The following is a 20,264-nucleotide window of genomic DNA, read 5'->3' on the forward strand; positions in this document are numbered from 1 at the left end:
CGACACAGAAGGCCCACCCCGGCGGACCGGGGTGGGCCTTCTGCCGTCGTCAGCCCTGTTGGCCGGTGAGCCCGAACAGCTCGTCGTAGCCGCGATGCACCACGGCCCAGTCCCAGGCCGACAGCGCGTGGTCGGCCGCCGCCGCGCCCTCGGAGCGCCACGTCTCGTCGCTCGACGTGGCGGTCAGGATCCGCTTCGCGGCGTCGTCCGGGGTCTCGGCCACCCAGTCCGCCGGGAAGAGCGTGCGAGGGCCGTGCGGCAGGTCGGCGAGGAAGGGCCAGTCCCGGACGACCGGCACCGCGCCGCTGGCCGCGCCCTCCACGAGCGCGCAGTGGAACGCCTCCCGGGTGGAACTGCTGAGGATCACCCCGACCCCGGTCAACACCTGGGGCACGTCGGTCACCTCGTCCAGGTAGGTGACCGCGGACCCGAGCTCCGCGAGGTCCTTCACCAGCTCCGCCTGGTGCCGCTTGTTCACCGTGCCGGTCACCGAGTCCGGGCCGTCGCCCACCAGCAGGAGCCGGTAACGCCGGTCCTCGGCGCGGAGCAGACGCAGCACGGCGACGGCCCAGCGCGCATCCTTCGCGGCGGTGTCCGCGCCCACCACGGCGAGCGTGAAACGCGCCTCGGGCGGCTTCGGAAGCGCGTGCGCCCGCAGGTCCAACCCGGGGGCGAGCACGTGCTCCGTCGGCCCCCGACCGGACCGTAGCTGCGGCAGCGCCGCGTGCGCCAGGTCCCGGAGGTGGTCCGAGACGAAGACCAGGTCGTCCACCCGGGACATGTCGACGAGCTGCGCCCAGATGCCCGTCACGTCGAAGTTGTGCAGCCGGACGACCACCCGGGTGTCGCCCGGATCGTTCAGGGTCACCAGGGCGGCGGCGGCGCACGAGTCGACGAGCGCGGTGTCCGCCCAGTCCAGGTGCGGCTGGAGCCACGCCTGCACCCGCTTGCTGAACGGCGTGGCCTGGTCACCGCCGAGCCGGTGTTCGATGAGCGCGCCCCGCTCCTGGGCGAACCGCTCGCTGACCGGGTCGTCGTCGAGCCGCACGTAGCGCAGCTCGGTGTCCGGCGCCAGCTCGTACCGCTGGCGGATCTGGTCGAGGTAGTGGTCCCGGCTCGCGTCCCGGGCGAGCACGAGCAGTCGCAACGGCCGCCCGCTCGGCGTGGACGCGGCCGGCGTCGCCCGGCCGTGCTGTCGCAGCAGGGCCTGACCGGCGGCGCTGTCCAGCAGCGGCTTCAGGTAGCCGTCGGCGTCGGCGACCATCGGCGACCCGGCCTGCTCGAGCTGCGGCACCCGGTGGTGGAGCAGCCGGAGCGCCTGATGCACCGCCTGGCCCGCCTTGTGCGCGCTCTTCTTGCCGAGCAGCTCGTCGGCCAGCGCGAGCTGTGCGGTCACCGCCTCCCGCAGGCCCACCGGGACGAGGCCCATGCCGAGTTCCTTCTTGGCCTCCCGGGTCAGCAGGTCCACCCGGGCCCGGCGGTCGTGCATCCGGCGCACCGCCGCGGCCGACACCTCGACCGCCTGGTCCGCCCGGTCCACCGTCAGCAGTCGCAGGTGGACCTGGTAGGCCAGCCCGCCGCGGACCCGGTCCGGAAGGGCGGGCGCGGAGACGACCGTACGCCAGAACCGGGCGCCGGTGGCGCTGCGCATGACCGCCGGCGCCATCGTCGCCCGCAGCGACCGCTTGGCCACGACTGCCGCGCTCTGCCGGGTGTCCCGCACCACGATGCCGGCCCGGGCGGACGTCGCGGCGGCCATCGCGCTCCGGCGCCGGGCCGTGCCGTCCAGCCGGGCCTGCGCCGCGCGACCCGCCGGCCCCAACCCCTGGCAGGCGTCGGCCCGCAGGTTGCGCTGCGCCAGCTCCCACACCGTGTGCACGGACAGCGAGTCGAGGGAGACCAGGATGTCGGCGCTGCGCGCCCACCCCCGGACCGTCCGGTCCCGCCGGGCCACCAGCCAGAGCGCCCGGCTGGGCTCCACGCCGGCGACGAGGCGCTTCAGCCGGGCATCCTCCTCGGCCTTGGGCAGGGCGTACACCTCGGCGGACGACGTGTCGAGCGACGTCAGCTCCAGCGGGAACCCGCAGACCAGACGGACCCGGACGCCCTGCGCCCGGAACCGCCCGAGCGCCTCGGACAGCACGGCCTCCTGGCGTGGCGCCGCGCCTGCGATGATCAGCATCTCGATCATGACCGTCCACCTCCGGTTGCGACCGTCCCGGTCGGCGGGTTCGGCACGGCTGCCAGTTCCGTCGCCGCGCGGACGGCGGGCATGAGCTGCGCGCCCCGGGTGAACCGGTGGGCGTGCGCCCGCGCCGCCGACCGGTCGGCCTCGGTGGCGCTGACCGCCAGCCGCCCGGCCGCGCGGAAACTCTCCGCCAGCCGGACCGGCTCCAACCCCACCGCCCCGGTCCACAGCGGGTGCCCGGCCAGCACCCGGGCCGCGTCGTGGTCGACCTCGTGAGCGGACAGCACCGGCAGCCCGCTCGCCGCGTACTCGTAGACCTTGCCGGAGGTGACGTAGGCGCCGCCGACAAGCATCAGGACCAGCGCGTCCCAGCGCGCGTACGTGCCGGCCACGTCGGCCTTGGCGACCGGACCGCCGAAGACCACGCCGTCCGGCTCGGCGGCCCGCAGCATCTCCATGTGGGCGTTCGCCTCACGCAGCGCGCCCGCGCCGATGTGGCCCCGCACCTCGAACGTGCTGCGGGCGATCAGCGGATCGTCGCGCCGCGCCATCCGCCAGCCGGTGAGGACCTCGTCCAGCAGGACCGGCGAGAAGTTGATCGATCCGAGGTAGCCGAAGGTGAGGCCCGCCTCCGGGTCGGCCCGGTGCTCGACCGCCGGCACCCCGTCGGGGTCGAAGCCGTTGCGCACCACCCGCACCCGGTCCGCCCGGGACGGGTAGCGCTCCTGGTAGAAGCGGGCGATCGGGTCGTTGACACACCAGATCGCACCCGCCTGCTCCAGCACCTTCTTCTCCCACCGCCCCGCCGGTGAACTCTCCGGGAACGCCGCCTCGCCGGTGATGACGTCGAGCGACCAGCCGTCGCGGAAGTCCACCACGTAGGGCACCCGGTGCTCCTCCCACAGCCGCCAGGCGGGCGCCAGGTTCACGTACGGCGCGCAACTTGCCACCAGCAGGTCGGCCGGGTGCTCGCGGTGGATCCGCAGCACCGCCTTCTCGAGCGCGAAGCGCCACCCGCCGAACACCGGCTCGGGGAAGACCGCCAGGTCCCGCTTGCGCTGCTGCTCGATCCACTCCCGGGGGCGCAGCGAACGGGCCTCGGAGAAGTTGCGGATGTCCGTCTCCAGGTCCTCGCGGACCAGCGGAAGCTCGACCACCCGGATCCGCGGGTCGACGCCGGCGGACAGGCTGTGGTCCAGCCCGTACTCGCGTTCCCACGCCTCCTCGCAGATGGTCACGACGGTGACGTCCCAGTCGAGCGCGGCGAACTGGTTGGCGGTCTCCCGCAGCCGGTAGGCGGAACTCTTCGCCGCCGGCGGGAAGCCGATGGCGAGGTAGATGACGTGCGGCCGGGCGTCGCCCCGGGAACGGGGACGGACGACACGGTTCAGGCGGCCCAGCGCGGAGGGGAGGGAATGGCGCATCGTTGCCTACAACTACTCTTTCGTCGAATCGGAGCCGGTCAGGACACGCACCACCCGCCGGGCGGCGTGGCCGTCGCCGTACGGCGTGCCCTGCGGCGCGGTCGGGGCGCGGCGGGTGGCCGTCTCCGCCCAGGTGTCGGCGTCCAGCGCCGCCGGGTCGGCCACCAGCCGGTTCCAGTCGTCGTGCAGCGTCTCCACCCACTCGGTCTCGGCGCGCAGCGTCGTGCAGGGCCGGCCGAGCAGGTACGCCTCCTTCTGCAAGCCGCCGGAGTCGGTGACGACCCCGGCGGAGCCGAGCACCGCGCGCACCATCTCGGCGTACGGCAGCGGCCGGCCCACCCGGATCGCGCCCTGCTCCAGCTTCAGGCCCTGTTCGGCGGCGCGTCCGACCAGCCGGGGGTGGGCCAGCAGCGCCACCGGGACGGGCAGGGCGGCGAGCGCCGCGACAAGCGCGGCCAGCCGGCGCGGGTCGTCGGTGTTCTCCGCCCGGTGCAGGGTGCAGAGCAGGTACGGGGAGCGGGGGTCGACGCCCTCGGGCAGCCCGGTGGGGGGCTCGCCGTCGGCGTGCACCCGGTCGCGTACGCGCTGGCAGACGTCGACCATCACGTCGCCGACGAGCGTCGCCCGCGACCCCAGCCCCTCGGCGCGCAGGTGGCCCATGGCCTCCTCGGTGGGGGCGAGCAGGAGATCCGCGGCGTGGTCGGTGAGGACGCGGTTGTGCTCCTCGGGCATCCGCCGGTTGAACGAGCGCAGGCCGGCTTCCAGGTGTGCCACCGGCAGGTGCAGCTTCACCGCGGCGACGGCGCCCGCCAGGGTGGAGTTGGTGTCGCCGTAGACCAGCACCCAGTCGGGCCGTTGGGCGGCGAAGACCGGGTCCAGCGCGGCGAGGATCCGGCCGGTCTGCTCGCCGTGGCTGCCCGAGCCGATGCCGAGGTGCACGTCGGGCCGGGGGATGCCGAGGCCGGAGAAGAACACGTCGGAGAGGTCGGCGTCGTAGTGCTGCCCGGTGTGCACGATGACGTGGTGGTGCGTGGTCTCGGCGAAGGCGGCGGCGATCGGCGCCAGTTTCACCAGCTGCGGTCGGGCTCCGACGATGCTGACAACCTTCACGACGCGGTCACGACCTTCACTTCGGGGTGCTCCACCTGAACTCGGGGCATACGGATGTCGGTGCGGGGCGCTGCGGGGGAGGGGCGGCGGGGTCGTCGCCGGCCCCAGAAGTCTAGCCACCGTCGGCGTGCGGGCCACCCCGCCCGCCGGGCCCCGGGTCCGTCGCCGCCGGATGGACTGGTCGGACGCCTCGTCACGTTCGTGCCGTTCGGCCTCGACCGTGCCACATGATGCCAGATGTTGAGCGCCTGTTCCGGGAGCGAACGTCGGTTTGGAGGTGTGTCGAGCGCTGTGGCAAACTCGTCCCGACCAACCGTCCGTCACCGCTCTGGCGACCGTTCCGGCAGCAGGGGGCCCGCGCCCGATGGCTTTCGATGTGCCTCGCGACCCGACGGTTCGGACGGAGGTTCCGGAATGAGTCTTCCTCGTGCCGCCAAGCGGTCGGCCCGCCGGGCGGCGAGCGCCGCGGTGCGGGCGACGACCTCGCCGGCCGCCATGCGCTCCCGTGCGGTCGCCGGCCTGTGGGGCGCGGCGGTCACCGCTCCCGGCCTGTCCGACCGGTCCCGTGGCCGGCTCGCCGACCTGCTGCACACCCGGCTGCTCGCGGCCGGGCAGCCGGAGCGGGCGGCCCGGGTGTCCGCCGCGGCGCTGCGCCGGGTCGCAAGTCCCAAGCTGCGGGCGGAGATCCTGGCCCGGCAGGCGGTCGCCGAGCTCGACGCCGGCACGCCACCAAGCCTTCCGGCCGCCGTCGCCGCCCAGTTGGCGCTCGCCGACGCCCGCCTCGGCCGGGGCGACGTCGCCGGCGCCGTCGGCTTCGTCGAGGCCGCCCAGCGGCAGTTGTTCGACCGGCGGCTGCACTTCGACCGCCTGACCTCACCGCTCGCCGATGATGCCCGGGGTTTCCTGGCGCCCTGGCACGCCAGCGCCGCGGTGCGGGCTATCTCCGCGCCCCGGGGTCGACGGGGCGAGCCGGCCCCGCCGCCGACCGACCGACCGCTGCGCCTGCTGATGGTCACCTACGGCAACCACGGTTTCCTCGACCTCATCCGGCGGCACTTCGACGAGCGGCCGGACGTCGAGCTGCGGTTCCTGGACCCGGGCGAGGACGGCACCCACGTGCCGCTGCTGAACAACCGGCGCGCGATGGCGCAGCAGATCCTCGCCGGCGACACGACGTACGGCGACAAGGTCACCGAGTGGCTCGCCCCGCAGGTCGAGTGGGCGGACGTGGTCTTCGTCGACTGGTGCGCCGCGCTCGCCGTGTTGTTCTCGCTGCTCGACCCGGGGTCGACCCGGGTGATCGTCCGGCTGCACAGCTTCGAGGCGTTCGCCGTGTGGCCGCACCTGGTCGACTTCTCCCGGGTGGACGACCTGATCTTCGTCTCGGACCACCTGCGTGACCTCACCGTCGCGGCTGTGCCGGCGGTGACCGCGGCCGGCACCCGGCTGCACGTGATCAGCAACGCGATGGACCTGAGGGCCTTCGGCCGGCCCAAGGACGACGAGGCCCGCTTCACGCTCGGCCTGGTCGGCATCAAAGCGGTCGCCAAGGATCCCCGGTGGGCGGTGGAGGTGCTCCGTCACCTGCGGGCCCACGACGAGCGATACCGGCTGCTGCTGTTCGGGCGCGACCTGGACGCGGACGCCAGCCCGGACAGTCGACGCTACTGGGACGGCTTCCTGGCCGACATCGCCGAGCTCGAACCGGCCGGTGCGGTGGTCCGGGTCGGTCAGGTGGACGACGTGCCGGCGGCGCTGTCCCGGGTCGGCGTGATCCTGAGCAGCTCGGTGCGGGAGAGCTTCCACTGCGGCCTGGTGGAGGGTGCGGCGAGCGGGGCGGTTCCGGTGGTGCGGGACTGGCCGTTCTTCGCCGGCCGTCCGGCCTCGGCCCGCAGCCTGTTCCCGGCGGACTGGGTGGTCGACGGTCCGGCGGAGGCCGCCGAGCGGATCCTCGCCGTGACCGCGACCGAGGACTCCTGGCGCAAGGCGGGTGAGTCGGCCGCCGAGCACGCGGTCGCGACCTGGGACTGGCCACCGGTCGAGCGCCAGTTCGACCAGCTGGTGACGGATAGGACCGTTCGTACGTCGGGTGGTAACTGAGCGGCGCCGCAGGCGTCGCCCGGTCGAGAGCTGTTGGGCACCCGCGCACCGGTGACGCCGGCGTCGCATGGGCCTCGAGACAGAGGAGAAAAGGCAATGGCCGCGACGGGGGAAGGTGCGCCGTCGGCGCCCGCCCGGATCGTGATACTCGTCGACAACGGCGTGAACGGCGACTCTCGGGTGCAGAAGACCGCGATGTCCGCCGCCGACGCCGGCTGGGACGTGATCCTGCTCGGCCGCTCCCCGAACGGGCAGCCGCAGAGCTGGCAGCTGGGGGCGGCGAAGGTGCAGCTCCTGCGGATGGCGAGTCCGTTGCGGCAGCGCCGGCACGAGTTCCGCCGGCGCTGGCTGACCGGGCCGCTGGCGTACCCGCCGACGGGTGTGGCGGCGTACCGTCAGCAGGAGGTGCGGGCCTGGCAGACCGACCTGCGGGTGCGCCGGGCGGCGCTGGCCGGCGGTGGTTCGGCGCTGGCCCGGCAGGGCCTGCGCGCGCAGGAGCTGGCCGCCAAGGTGACCCGGAAGTGGGTCTCGTTCCGGCACTGGCAGCTCACCCGGGGGCAGACGAGCCGTAAGACGTTGAGCACCCCGTCGGACCGCGTCTACACCTGGGCGCAGCTCCGGCTGCGTGGCGACCGGGCGTGGCGCAAGCTGGAGCCGCAGCTCTGGGACTACGAGCTGGCGTTCGGCCGGACGGTCGACGAGCTCAAGCCGGACATCATCTACGCCAACGACTTCCGGATGATCGGGGTCGGCGCCCGCGCCAAGATCCGCGCGGCGGCCAAGGGCCGCACGATCAAGCTGATCTGGGACGTCCACGAGTATCTGCCCGGGGTGAAGCCGCGCGCGGACAACGCCCGGTGGATGGTGGCCAACCGCGCCCACGAGCACGAGTACGCCCGGCACGCCGACGCCGTCATCACGGTGTCCGAGCGGCTCGCCGAGTTCCTCCGGCGGGATCACGACCTGCCCGAGCTGCCCTCGGTCGTGCTGAACACCCCGCATGCGGCCGACGCGCTCGGCGCCGCCGGCACCGGCCCGGACATCCGCAGCGCCTGCGGGCTCGGCCCGGATGTGCCGCTCGTGGTCTACAGCGGCGCGGCGGCGGCGCACCGCGGCATGGGCGTGATGGTGGAGGCCCTGCCCCGGCTGCCCGGGACGCATCTGGCGTTCGTGGTGAACGCGCCGGACGGCCCCTACCTGACCAGCCTGAAGAAGCGGGCCGACGAGCTGGGGGTGGCCGACCGGTTGCACGTGCTGCCGTACGTGTCGCCGGCCGAGGTGGTCGGGTTCCTCTCCACCGCCACGGTCGGGGTCATCCCGATCCACCACTGGCTCAACCACGAGATCCAGTTGATCACCAAGTTCTTCGAGTACTCCCACGCGCGGCTGCCGATCGTGGTCAGCGACGTCGAGACGATGGCCGAGACGGTGCGGCAGACCGGGCAGGGCGAGGTCTTCCGGGTCGACGACACCGACGAGTACGTCCGGGCGATCGAGGCGGTGGTGGCCGATCCGCAGCGTTACCGCGCGGCGTACGCGTCGATGGATCTCGCGGCGTGGACGTGGGAGGAGCAGGCCAAGGTGCAGAACGGCCTCTACCACCGGCTGGCTCCGGCGGGCCGACGCCCGGCGCTGCCGGCGTCGGACGGGCGGCCCGCCACGGACGAGCTGACCCGGGTGTGAGGGTGGCAGCGGGTAGCATGCCCACGGCTGGCGCGCCCACCCCTCCTCCGCCGGACCAGCGACGCACAAGGGACATGAAATGACAGATGTGGTGATTCTCGGCCTGGGCTACGTCGGGCTCCCGCTGGCCCGGGAGGCCGTCCGCGCCGGCGCCTCGGTGCTCGGGTTCGACGTCAAGGGCAGCGTGGTCGACGCTTTGAACGCCGGCCGGTCCCACGTCGACGACCTCGCCGACGCCGACATCGCCGAGATGCTGGCCGCCGGCTTCCGGGCGACGGCCGACGAGGCCGAGATCGCCACCGCGGACACGGCGGTGATCTGCGTGCCGACGCCGCTGTCCGAGGACGGCGGGCCGGACCTCGCCGCCGTCGAGTCGGCCACCCGGGCGGTGGCCCGCAACCTGCGCGCCGGCATGCTCGTGGTGCTGGAGTCGACCACCTACCCGGGGACGACCGACGAGATCGTCCGGCCCATCCTGGAGGAGTCCGGCCTGCGTGCCGGGACCGACTTCCACCTGGCCTTCTCCCCGGAGCGGATCGACCCGGGCAACGAGCGCTTCGGCCCGCGCAACACCCCCAAGGTGGTCGGCGGCCACACCCCGGCCTGCGGCGACCGGGCGGCGGCGTTCTACGGGCGTTTCGTCGACACGGTGGTGCGTACCAAGGGCACCCGCGAGGCGGAGACGGCCAAGCTGCTGGAGAACACCTACCGGCACGTCAACATCGCGCTCGTCAACGAGATGGCGCGGTTCTGCCACCAGCTCGGCATCGACCTGTGGGACGTGATCAACGCGGCGAGCAGCAAGCCGTTCGGGTTCCAGGCGTTCTATCCGGGGCCGGGCGTCGGCGGGCACTGCATCCCGATCGACCCCAACTACCTCAGCCACAACGTGCGGGCCCGGTTGGGCTACCCGTTCCGGTTCGTGGAGCTGGCCCAGGAGATCAACGCGACCATGCCGTCGTACGTGGTCCGCCGCGCGCAGGACATCCTCAACGACGCCGGCCTGGCCGCGAACGGCTCCTCGGTGCTGCTGCTCGGCGTGACCTACAAGCCGGACATCGCCGACCAGCGCGAGTCGCCGGCCGTGCCGCTGGCCCGCCTGCTGCACGGCCTCGGCGCGAAGCTCAGCTATCACGACCCGCACGTGGAGCACTGGCAGGCCCTCGGTGGCAGCGTGCCCCGCGCCGAGGACCTGGAGGCCGCCGTCGCCGCGGCGGACCTGGTCATTCTGGTGCAGAACCATCGCTCGTACGACGTCGACGCGCTCGTCGGGCGGGCCAAGCGGTTCTTCGACACCCGGGGCGTGACGACGGGCGACGCCGCGCACCGGCTCTGACCCGCAGGTGTCGCGACACTCCGTGATGCCCCGGTTACGCTAAGGGCATCACGGTCGCTCGTAGCATCGGGCGTCATGACTGACTTCCGGTCCGACGCCCGAGGCCCGCACGGCCCCGCCCTCGCCGGCCCGGCCGACGACCGGCCCGCCGCCGTCGCGGACCGCCCGGTCCCGGCCGACCGGCCCGCGGACGACCCGGCCGACGGGCCGCGGCGGCGGTCGTGGCGGTACGACGTGGCGGCGGCCCTGGTCTACCTGGCCGGCGCGGTGCTGGTCACCGGTCGGGGCTGGCTGGACGTGCCCGGCCGGCTGCTCGGCAGCCGGCCGACCGACCAGGGCTTCAACGAGTGGATGCTGGCGTACGCGGCGCACGCCGTCACGCACCTGGAGAACCCGTTCTTCACCACGCTCCAGAACGCCCCGGACGGGGTGAACCTGATGGGCAACGTGGGGATGCAGCTTCCCGGCCTGGTGCTCACCCCGGTGACGGTGCTCGCCGGCGCTCCGGCGGCGTACCTGCTGTTCGTGACGCTCAACCTGGCCGGCACCGCCTACGCCTGGTACCACGTGCTCTCCCGGCACCTGGTCCGGCGTCACCTCGCCGCCGGGGTCGGCGGGCTGTTCTGCGGCTTCGCCCCGGCGCTCGTGTCGCACAGCAACGGCCACCCGCACATCACCGCCCAGTGGCTGGTGCCGTTCCTCGTCTGGCGGGTGGTGTGCCTGGCCCGTGGTGGCCGGGTGCGCCGCGACGGGCTGGTGCTCGGCGTGCTCGTCGTGGCGCAGTTCTTCATCGGCCTGGAGGTTCTCTTCCTGACCGCGCTTGCGTGCCTGGCCGGGCTGCTGGGCTGGCTGCTGGTCCGGCCGCGGCGGGTGGTGGCCGCCGCCCGGCCGCTGACCGGCGGGATCGCCGTCGCCGGGCTGCTGGTGCTGCTGGCCGGCGCGTACCCGTTGTGGATGCAGTTCGCCGGCCCGCAGCACCGGGTGGGTCACCCGGGCTCGCCGGACCAGTTCGTCCTGGCGCTGAAGTCGTACGTCACCTACGCCACCGAGTCGGTGGGCGGCGGTCCGGGCAGCGTCCGGGGCCTGGTCGCCAACACCACCGAGGAGGCGAGCAGCTTCGGCTGGCCGTTGGTGATCCTGCTGGTCGCGGCCGTGCTCTGGCAGCGCCGGCAGCCGCTGGTCCGGGTGCTCGCCCTGGTCGCGGTGGTGGCCGCGATCCTCTCCATGGGCACCAGGTGGACCTGGGGCCCCCGGCACTCCTCGGTGCCCGCGCCCTTCGCCCTGGTCCAGAACCTGCCGGTGTTCGACTCGCTCGTGGTGGCCCGGTTCGGGTTGATCACCACGGCGGCCGTCGGGGTGCTGCTGGCGCTCACCGTCGACCGGCTGGCGGGGCTCGCCCGGCGGTCGGCCCCGGCGGACCGGCTGGTCGCCGCGCTCGGCGGCGCCGCGCTGCTGGCGGCGCTGGTGCCGGTGGCGCCGACGCCGCTGCCGGTGCAGCGCCGGGCGCCGGTGCCGGCGTTCGTCACCTCGGGTGCCTGGCGGGACCACGTCACCCCGGGCCGGACCCTGGTGCCCGTCCCGGTGGACAACATGACGTCGGTGTGGTGGAGTTCCGCCGCGCACGCCGGTTTCGCCGTGCCGCAGGGCTATTTCCTGGGCCCGGTGTCGAAGACCGACCCGACCGGCCGGTGGGGGGTCCGGCCGCAACCGACCGCGATGCTGCTCACCGCCGTCGACAAGGGGACGCGGTCCCCGGATCCCGGCCCGGCGGACCGGGAGCGGGCGCTCGCCGACGCGCGCTACTGGCGGGCCGACGCGCTGGCGCTGCCGGCGGCGCACCCCCGCGCGGCGCGGCTGCGTGCCGTGCTCGACGCGCTGTACGGGCCCGGTGCCCGGGTGGACGACGTGTGGCTCTGGGACGTCCGCCGGTACACCCGCTGAGCCGGCTGCCGGATCACGGCGAGAACCGCCAGATCAGCAGCAGGTAGCCGCCGAAGTAGGCGGACACCAGCGCGAGGGTGGTCAGCACGGTCGCCGCCCGGGCCCGACCGGCGCGCGCCAGCGCCACCGCGGCGGGCAGCAGCAGCGGGAACGCGGGAAGCAGGAACCGGGCCTTCGAGTGGTAGAAGCCGGCGGCGCCGAGCGTGGTCAGCAACAGCAGCCCGCTGTAGAGCAGCAACTGCCACGGCTGCCGGTCGAGCAGGCTGAGCACGAACAGCATGATCGCCAGCACCGCCACCAGCGTGACCACGTAGAACTCCAGCTCCGACGGCTTGCTGAGCACCTCACGGGCCCGCTGGACGGTGTTCACGCCGAGGTCGAAGGAGGAACCCCAACCCTCGCCCTGGATCCGGAACCAGCCGTCCGGGCGGCCGGTGCGCCAGCCGACCCACGCCAGGTAGCCCAGCCAGCCGGCGGGCGCGAGCAGCATCGCCGCCCACGGTCGCCACCCGTCCCGACGCCTGATCACCGCGATCAGCGCGGCCAGGCCGACCACCCCGATGAGTGAGGAACCGGTCGGCCGGGTGAGGCCGGCGAGCAGGCAGAGCGCGCCGGCGGTCAGCCAGTGCCGGCGCAGCAGCGCGTACAGCGACCACGCCGCGAGCGCCGTGAACAACCCCTCGCTGTACGACATGAGCTGCACCGCGGCGTGCGGCAGCACGCCCCAGAGCACGGCGAGGACCACCCCGACGCGGCGGTCGTACACGTGGGCGCCGACGGCGAACAGCCCCCAGGCGGCGGCGAACCCCGCCACCCACGACACCAGCAGGGCGGTGTGCCGCAGGTCGAACGGCGTGACCGTGTCCAGCCCGGCGGTCAGGCCCGGGTACAGCGGGAAGAACGCCATGTTGCTGTGCAACTGCGCGGCGCCGTCGTAACCGTCGCGCGCGATGCCCAGATACCAGACGCCGTCGGAGCGGGTCAGCTCGCCGACCGTGCCGCGACCGGTGCTCCGGGCCCAGAGCCAGATGCTGAGCAGGCCGAGCAGGCGTACCACGGTCCAGCCGACGAGCGCGGGCAGGGCGTACCGGACGGCGGCGCGGATCCGCGCGGCGGGCCCGCCCGGCGCCGGCGGGTCGACCGGCTCCGGCGCGGACGGCGGGCGCTCGCTTGTCGTCACCATGTCCATTTTCGTCCTGTTCGCAGGGAGGTCGAGCGGGTCGCCGGCAGCGCGTCCCCGGGGGCGCCGGGACGCCGGTCGGGTCGGGCGCGCGCCCTCGCCCGCGCCGGCCAGGGATGGAGGTTAGCAACAGGTGTATCGGTACCGCGGACACGACGGCGGCGGGCCCGATACGCCCGTTGCGTTGTCGTAGACTCGCCGGGGTCCTCGGGCCGTGGGGCCGAGGGGACGGAGACGGGCGGTAATGGGAGCTGAGGGCGCAGACATGACGAAGCGCACCCGGGGACGGGTCGTCATGCTGGTGGACAACGCAGTGGACGGGGACTCGCGGGTCCAGAAGGCCGCCCGCTCCGCCGCCGACGCCGGCTGGGAGGTCATCCTGCTCGGCCGGGCCCCCGGCGGCGTGCCCAGGACCTGGAAGCTGGGCGCGGCCGAGGTCCGCCTGCTCAAGGTGCCGCTGCCGATGGCCAGGCGGCCACACGAGTTCCGCCGGTCGTGGCTGCGGGCGCCGCTGGCGTACCCGCCCACCGGCGTCGCCGCCCACCGCGCGCAGGAGGTCCGCGCCTGGCGCGCCGACCTGCGGGTCCGCCGGGCCGAGCTGACCACGGCCGGTCGGCCGGCACTGCGCTGGCAGTTGCTGCGCGCGCAGGAGCGCCTCTCCGGCCTGACCCGCCGGTGGGTGTCGCTGCGCCAGCGGCAGCTCGGCCGGGCCAAGACGCGCAAGCTCGACGGGCCGTGGGACCGCGCCTACACCCTGTTCTGGCAGCGGGTGCAGGGCGGCGGGGCGTGGCGGCGGCTGGAGCCGGGCTTGTGGGACTACGAGCTGGGTTACGGCCCGGCCATCGACAAGCTCCAGCCCGACCTCATCCACGCGAACGACTTCCGCATGCTCGGCGTCGGCGCCCGCGCCAAGATCCGCGCCGCGGCCGTGGGGCGGCGGGTCGCCCTGGTCTGGGACGCCCACGAATACCTGCCCGGCGTGCAGCCGTGGCGCGACAACGCCCGCTGGCTGCCCGGCAACATGGCCCACGAACGCGAGTTCGTGCCGTACGCGGACGCGACCATGACCGTCTCCGGCGGGCTGGCCGACCTGCTCCAGGCCGAACACGGCCTGGCCGAACGACCGGCGGTCGTGCTCAACGCCCCGGCGGTGGACGAGGTGACCACCGGTCGGGCCGAGGCGCCGGACATCCGTCTCCGGTGCGGCGGCCTCGGGCCGGACGTGCCGCTGCTGGTCTACAGCGGGGTCGCCGCGCCCAAGCGCGGCCTGGCGGTGATGATCGAGGCCCTGCCGGAGTTGGCCGGGGCGCACGTCGCCCTGGTGGTCAACAAGCCCGGCTCCGACTACGTGCGCGGGCTCGTCGCCCGGGCCGGGGAGCTGGGCGTCGGCGACCGGCTGCACGTGCTGCCCTACGTGCCGCACGACCAGGTGGTGCCGTTCCTCTCCGGCGCACACGTCGGCGTGATCCCGATCCAGCATTGGCCCAACCACGAGATCGCGCTGATCACCAAGTTCTTCGAGTACTCGCACGCCCGGCTGCCCCTCGTCGTCTCCGACGTCCGCACCATGGCGGAGACCGTCCGCTCGACCGGTCAGGGCGAGGTGTTCACCGCCGAGGACGTCACCGACTACGTGCGGGCGGTGCGGGCGGTGCTGGCCGACCGGGAGCGTTACCGGGCCGCGTACGACCAGCCGGGGCTGCTGGCCAACTGGACCTGGGCGGCGCAGGCGGAGGTCCTCGACGGCGTCTACTCCCGGCTGCTGCCGGAGCATCCGCCGCGTGCCGCCGACGGGACCAGCCCGGCGCCGGTGCTCGCCGCCGGGGTCGGAAGGTGACCCAGCCCGACGTCACGGTGGTGACCGCCGTCTACAACACCATGCCGGACCTCACCACCTGCCTCACCTCGCTCGTCGAGCAGACCATCGGGCTGGACCGGCTGGAGGTCGTGGCGGTGGACGACGGCTCGACCGACGGCAGCGCCGAGGAGCTGGACCGCTTCGCCGCCCGCTACCCCGGCACGGTGAAGGTGCTGCACCAGCCCAACTCGGGCGGGCCGGCCGCGCCGAGCAACCGCGGGCTGGAGCAGGCCACCGGCCGGTACGTCTTCTTCATCGGCTCCGACGACCACCTGGGTCCGGAGGCGCTGGAACGGATGGTGGCCGCGGCCGACAGGTGGGGCTCCGACGTGCTGCTCGGGCGGCTCGTCGGGGTCAACAAGCGCTACGTGCACCAGGCGGTCTTCGCCACCACCCAGCCGGACGTTGACCTGTTCGCCTCGGCCCTGCCGTTCGCGTTGTCCAACACCAAGCTGTTCCGCCGGGAGCTGGTGGAGAAGTACGGCCTGCGTTTCCCGGAGGACATGCCGGTCGGCAGCGACCAGCCGTTCACGCTGGAGGCGTGCCTGCGGGCCGGGCGGATCTCGGTGCTCGCCGACTACGACTACTACTACGCGGTGAAGCGCGCCAATTCGAGCAACATCACCTACCGCAGCACGCACGTGGCGCGGCTCGGCTGCGCGGAGCGGATCGTCGCGTTCGTCGCCGCGCACATCGAGCCGGGCGAACGGCGCGACGCGGTCCTGCTCCGCCACTTCACCTGGGAGATCGCCAAGCTGGTCCAGGCCGACTTCCTGAAACTGGACCGCACCACGCAGGAGCGGGTGCGCACGGGGGTCGGGCGGCTCGTCACCGAGCACCTCACCGAACGGATCCGGCGCGCGCTGCCGGTGACCACCCGGGTCCGGCTCGGCGTGGCCGCGTACGGCAGCCTGGCCGACCTGGTGGCGGTGATCCGCCAGGACGTGCGGCACGGGTTGCCGCAGCCGGTGCTCCGCGACGACGGCTGGTTCGCCCGCTACCCTGGTTTCGGTGACGGCCGGTGCGGGCTCTCCGACGACTGGTACGAGATCACCGTGTCGATGTCGAAGTGGCTGGCCCGGCTGGAGACGATGGCCGTACGCTGGACCGTCGACGGTACGGGGGAGCGGGTGGTCCGGATCACCGCGCGCGGCCCGCACCCGGATCTGGCCGTGATGGCCGACGGCGGGGTCGCGGTCTCGGCCGGGCGGACGGCCGGCACGGTCGAGTCGATCGAGGCCGACCCGCTGGGCGCGACGGTGACCATGTCGTTCCGCGCCCGGGACCTGCTCGCCGGGGTGAAACCGGGTGGGGAACGCCGGGTCGTCAGCGTGACCGTCACCCGGGGCGGCGACGCCGCCTCGACCCCGGTGCGCGGCCCGTACCCGTCCATGGTGCAGCGGTCGGTGCACCGGGAGGACGGCCGGCTGCACGTGATCACCAGCAGCACGAACCGCAAGGGCGACCTGGTGCTTGTCGTCTTCCCGGTCACGCTGCGCCGCATGATGACCGGCCTGCGACGCAGGCTCCCCATTGGAGGAAAGAAGCAGTCATGAACATCTGCGTCGTCGCGCTCGGCAAGATCGGCCTGCCGCTCGCCGTGCAGTTCGCCTCGAAGGGGCACCGGGTGCTCGGGGCCGACGTCTCCGAGCGGGTCGTCCAGCTGGTGAATGACGGTGCCGTGCCCTTCCCGGGCGAGACCGACCTGGACGTCAAGCTGAAGGAGGCGGTGGCCGCCGGGCTGCTGTCGGCCACCACCGACACGGCCGCCGCGGTCGCCGAGTCGGAGGCGGTCGTGGTGGTGGTGCCGTTGTTCGTGGACGCCGAGGGCGTGCCGGACTTCGGCTGGATGGACGACGCCACCCGGGCGATCGCCCGTGGCCTCAAGCCGGGCACCCTGGTCAGTTACGAGACCACGCTGCCGGTCGGCACCACCCGTAACCGCTGGGCGCCGATGCTCGAAGAGGGCTCCGGTCTCACCGCGGGCACGGACTTCCACCTGGTGTTCAGCCCGGAGCGGGTGCTCACCGGTCGGGTCTTCGCCGACCTGCGCCGCTACCCGAAGCTGGTCGGCGGCATCGACGAGTCCTCCGCCGCGCACGGCGTCCGGTTCTACGAGGCGGTGCTCGACTTCGACGAGCGGGCCGACCTGAAGCAGCCCAACGGCGTGTGGGACCTGGGCTCGGCCGAGGCGTCCGAGCTGGCCAAGCTCGCCGAGACGACCTACCGGGATGTGAACATCGGCTTGGCGAACCAGTTCGCCCGCTTTGCCGACACGGTGGGCGTCGACGTCACGAAGGTCATCGAGGCGTGCAACACGCAACCGTACAGCCACATCCACTCGCCGGGCATCGCGGTCGGCGGCCACTGCATCCCGATCTACCCGCGGATGTACCTGTGGAACGACCCGGCGGCCACCGTGGTCCGCTCGGCGCGGGAGGCGAACGCCGCGATGCCGGACTACGCGGTCGACCTGCTCGCCGCCGCGTACGGCGACCTGACCGGCGTGGGCGTGCTGGTGCTGGGCGCCGCCTACCGGGGCGGGGTGAAGGAGACCGCGTTCTCCGGTGTCTTCCCGACCGTGGAGGCGCTGCGCCGGCGGGGCGCGACGCCCTACGTCTCCGACCCGATGTACTCGAACGAGGAGTTGGCGGCGCACGGCCTGCCCGGCTACGACGGCGAGCCGGTCGGCGCCGCGGTGATCCAGGCCGACCACGCCGAATACCGCAACCTCACCCCGGCGGACCTGCCGGGCGTGACGGTGCTCGTGGACGGGCGGCGGGTCACCGACCCGGCCCGTTGGACCGGCGTCCGCCGGGTGGTCATCGGCGGCTGACCCCAACTGTGCGGCGGGCCCCGGCCGTCTCGGTCGGGGCCCGCCGCGTCGTGCCCCGAACACGAGCAAAGCGGTCGTCCGTCGTTCACCTGCCGGACACCCCCGCAATACTTGCGTCACCTGACCCGTTTAGGGTCGCAGCCGTCGGTATCGGGCCTCGCCGACATTGCCGGGCAGACAGGGAGCATGCCGTTGTTCAGCAGATTACGCAGCCAGCAGGGTTTGGCCGCGGTGGGCGCGACGCTTCTCGGGTACGGCGTCATGATCCTCGCCGGCGTCCTCGGCCTGGTGTTCCCGTACGCGGTGGCCGCGGCGGTCGCCCTCGGCGGTGAGCTGGCGCTCGCCACCCGGTACGGCGGGACCGCCCAGCTGCTCGCCAAGGCCGGCGTCGGGTGGACGTTCCGGCGGCTGGTGCGGGACCTGTCGGTGGCCCTGCTGGTGATCGCCGCGGTCCGTCCCGGGGTGGCCGGCACGATCGCGGTGCTGCTGCTGCCCGCCGCGCTCTGGACCCTGGCGGTGGGCACCACCGCGGTCACCAAGTCGGTCGAGGGGCGGGTCGACCCGCCGGCGTTCACCCGCAACATCGACCTCGGCGCGCTGCGTCGCGTCCCGGTCCCGCCGGCCTGGGCGCGGCACCTCGCCGGGCTGCGGCTGCCACTGCTCAACGTGTTGCTGGTGCCGGCGGCCGTGGTGGCCGCCGCGGCGGACCGGGTCACCCCGGTGGTGGTCACCGGCCTGGTCACCCTGGCCGCGGGTCTGGTCACCGCCGCGGTGCTGGCGCTGACCATGCTGCGGGGCCGGGGCACGAGCCCGGGGGTGCTGCCCGCCGTGCACGACTGGCTGGCCCGGGAGAAGCCCGAGGTGGCGCTCTACTTCGCCGGCCCGGCCAAGGACGTCTACCAGGCCAACATGTGGCTCGCGCCGCTGGCGGCGACCGGTCGGCGCGCCGTGGTGCTGCTGCGGGCCGCGGAAGCGTTCCCCCAGTTGGCGGACACCCGGCTGCCGGTGATCTGCGTGCCGGCCGGGGTCGACTTCATGAACCTCGACCTGGGCTCGCTGCGGGTCGCGCTGTACGCGGCGAACGTCGGCGCGAACATCCACCTGCTGCGTGAGCCGGGCGTGAAGCACGTCTTCGTCGGCCACGGCGACAGCGACAAGGCGGCGAGCGTCAACCCCTACAGCAAGGTGTACGACGAGGTGTGGGTGGCCGGTCCGGCGGGCCGGGAGCGGTACGCCCGGGCCGGCGTCGGCGTGCTGGACCGCGACATCGTGGAGGTCGGCCGCCCGCAGCTCGCCGGCGTGCACACGTTCGGCTCCGGCGCCGCCGACCACCTGTTCACCGTGCTCTACGCCCCCACCTGGGAGGGCTGGCTGGACGACGACCCGTTCCACACGTCGCTGGTGCTGATGGGGGAGCGGATCGTGTCCGGGCTGCTGTCCGCCGGGAACCTTCGGGTGGTCTACAAGCCGCACCCGTTGACCGGCACCCGCTCGCCGAAGGCGAAGGCGGCGCACGAGCGGATCGTCGCCCGGATCCGCGCGGCCGGGGGCGAGACCGATCCCGATTCGCTCGACGGCGCCGCGCACCTGGTGGTGACCGGCCGCACACCGTCGCTGTTCGACTGCTTCAACGTCACCGACCTGCTGGTCAGCGACGTGTCGAGTGTGGTCTCCGACTTCGTGCAGAGCGAGCGGCCGTACGTGGTGGCCAACCCGGCGGGTCTGCCCGAGGACGACTTCCGGCGGCAGTTCCCGACGGCGCGGGCGGCGTACCTGCTCTCCGCGGACGGCGGCGAGCTGGCCAAGATCCTCGACGTGACCCGGGGTGGGGACGACCCGATGGCCGAGGCGCGGCGGGAGTTGAAGGAATACCTGCTCGGCCCGGTCGGGTCGAACCCGATGGACCGGTTCCGGGACGAGATCGGGCGGCTCTGCGGCTGACCGACCCGCCGACACGCGGGGGCGACGACCGGACCGGTCGTCGCCCCCGTCGCGTGCTCAGCCCTGGTGCGGCGGGTTGTCGACGTCCCGGGAGACGACCTCGCCCTTGGCGTCGACCCAGCCCTTCGGCCGGGCCGGGTTGCCGGCCACCAGCTGGTAGGGCTTGACGTCCCGGGTCACCACGGAGCCGGCGGCGATCATCGCGTACTCGCCGACCTCGATGCCACACACGAGCGTGGCGTTGGCGCCGATCGATGCGCCCCGGCGGACCAGCGTCGGGGTGATCGTCCAGTCCGGGTTCTGGGCGCGCGGCCGGAAGTCGTTGGTGAAGACCGCGCACGGGCCGACGAAGACCTCGTCCTCGATGGTGACGCCCTGGTAGACCGAGACATTGTTCTGGATCTTGACGCGGTCGCCGACGGTGACGGTCGCGTCGACGTACACGTTGCGGCCGATCACGCAGCCGGCGCCGACCCGGGCGCTGGACCGGATGTGCGCCAGGTGCCAGACCTTGGTGCCGTCGCCGACCCGGGCGCCGGACTCCACGTCGGCCGTCGGGTGGACGAAGACGGAGGCGGACGGGTCGTTGCTGTCAGTCATCTCAACTCGCATCGTGGCAGGGCGCGCGTCGCGCCGTCGGGCGGGCTCGACGCAGCATAACGAGCGG

Annotated in this window: 13 protein-coding genes; 8 read left to right on the forward strand and 5 right to left on the reverse strand. The window is 73.6% G+C overall.

What is annotated here, in order from left to right; all coding sequences use genetic code 11:
• Window positions 1-49: 49 nt before the first annotated feature.
• The 3 genes from O7613_RS05175 to wecB are packed head-to-tail and all read right to left on the reverse strand — an operon-like array spanning window position 50 to window position 4,722.
• Window positions 50-2,191, reverse strand: coding sequence for a glycosyltransferase (locus O7613_RS05175; protein ID WP_282292450.1), 2,142 nt, complete (start codon window positions 2,189-2,191; stop codon window positions 50-52).
• Window positions 2,188-3,612 (reverse strand): glycosyltransferase, encoded by a 1,425-nt coding sequence (locus O7613_RS05180; RefSeq protein WP_281583933.1) that lies wholly within the window; start codon window positions 3,610-3,612, stop codon window positions 2,188-2,190. Before O7613_RS05180 ends, O7613_RS05175 begins: the two co-directional genes overlap by 4 nt.
• Before the next feature lie 12 nt (window positions 3,613-3,624).
• Window positions 3,625-4,722, reverse strand: a complete 1,098-nt coding sequence (gene wecB, locus O7613_RS05185; RefSeq protein ID WP_282292452.1) for a UDP-N-acetylglucosamine 2-epimerase (non-hydrolyzing) — start codon at window positions 4,720-4,722, stop codon at window positions 3,625-3,627.
• A gap of 414 nt (window positions 4,723-5,136) precedes the next feature.
• Between wecB and O7613_RS05190 the strand changes: the two genes are divergently transcribed.
• From O7613_RS05190 to O7613_RS05205, 4 genes are all read left to right on the forward strand, one after another.
• Window positions 5,137-6,822, forward strand: a complete 1,686-nt coding sequence (locus O7613_RS05190) for a glycosyltransferase (RefSeq protein ID WP_282292454.1) — start codon at window positions 5,137-5,139, stop codon at window positions 6,820-6,822.
• 96 nt (window positions 6,823-6,918) lie between these two features.
• Window positions 6,919-8,505 carry a glycosyltransferase family 4 protein gene (locus tag O7613_RS05195; protein ID WP_282292456.1) on the forward strand — a complete coding sequence of 529 codons (1,587 nt, stop codon included), beginning with the start codon at window positions 6,919-6,921 and terminating at the stop codon, window positions 8,503-8,505.
• 79 nt (window positions 8,506-8,584) lie between these two features.
• Window positions 8,585-9,841, forward strand: a complete 1,257-nt coding sequence (locus O7613_RS05200; RefSeq protein ID WP_281583929.1) for a nucleotide sugar dehydrogenase — start codon at window positions 8,585-8,587, stop codon at window positions 9,839-9,841.
• Between the two features lie 75 nt (window positions 9,842-9,916).
• Window positions 9,917-11,782 carry a hypothetical protein gene (locus O7613_RS05205; RefSeq protein WP_282292457.1) on the forward strand — a complete coding sequence of 622 codons (1,866 nt, stop codon included), beginning with the start codon at window positions 9,917-9,919 and terminating at the stop codon, window positions 11,780-11,782.
• Between the two features lie 13 nt (window positions 11,783-11,795).
• Here O7613_RS05205 and O7613_RS05210 read toward each other — a convergent pair whose 3' ends face one another.
• Window positions 11,796-12,965 carry a hypothetical protein gene (locus O7613_RS05210; protein ID WP_282292458.1) on the reverse strand — a complete coding sequence of 390 codons (1,170 nt, stop codon included), beginning with the start codon at window positions 12,963-12,965 and terminating at the stop codon, window positions 11,796-11,798.
• Window positions 12,966-13,257: 292 nt separating this feature from the next.
• Between O7613_RS05210 and O7613_RS05215 the strand changes: the two genes are divergently transcribed.
• The 4 genes from O7613_RS05215 (at window position 13,258) to O7613_RS05230 (ending at window position 19,597) form a co-directional block, all read left to right on the forward strand.
• Window positions 13,258-14,799, forward strand: a complete 1,542-nt coding sequence (locus O7613_RS05215) for a glycosyltransferase family 4 protein (RefSeq protein WP_282294483.1) — start codon at window positions 13,258-13,260, stop codon at window positions 14,797-14,799.
• The gene (locus O7613_RS05220; protein ID WP_282292460.1) at window positions 14,796-16,376 is read left to right on the forward strand and encodes a glycosyltransferase; all 1,581 of its coding nucleotides are present in this window, start codon (window positions 14,796-14,798) and stop codon (window positions 16,374-16,376) included. The genes O7613_RS05215 and O7613_RS05220 overlap by 4 nt, the downstream gene beginning before the upstream one ends.
• Window positions 16,373-17,656, forward strand: coding sequence for a nucleotide sugar dehydrogenase (locus O7613_RS05225; RefSeq protein WP_281583925.1), 1,284 nt, complete (start codon window positions 16,373-16,375; stop codon window positions 17,654-17,656). Before O7613_RS05220 ends, O7613_RS05225 begins: the two co-directional genes overlap by 4 nt.
• 186 nt (window positions 17,657-17,842) lie before the next feature.
• Window positions 17,843-19,597 carry a CDP-glycerol glycerophosphotransferase family protein gene (locus O7613_RS05230; RefSeq protein WP_282292462.1) on the forward strand — a complete coding sequence of 585 codons (1,755 nt, stop codon included), beginning with the start codon at window positions 17,843-17,845 and terminating at the stop codon, window positions 19,595-19,597.
• 57 nt (window positions 19,598-19,654) lie between these two features.
• Here O7613_RS05230 and O7613_RS05235 read toward each other — a convergent pair whose 3' ends face one another.
• Complete coding sequence (locus O7613_RS05235) at window positions 19,655-20,197, reverse strand: acyltransferase (RefSeq protein ID WP_281583923.1); 543 nt, start codon at window positions 20,195-20,197, stop codon at window positions 19,655-19,657.
• Window positions 20,198-20,264: the final 67 nt, after the last annotated feature.

The organism is Micromonospora sp. WMMD975 (assembly GCF_029581215.1).
Taxonomy (GTDB): Bacteria; Actinomycetota; Actinomycetes; order Mycobacteriales; family Micromonosporaceae; genus Micromonospora.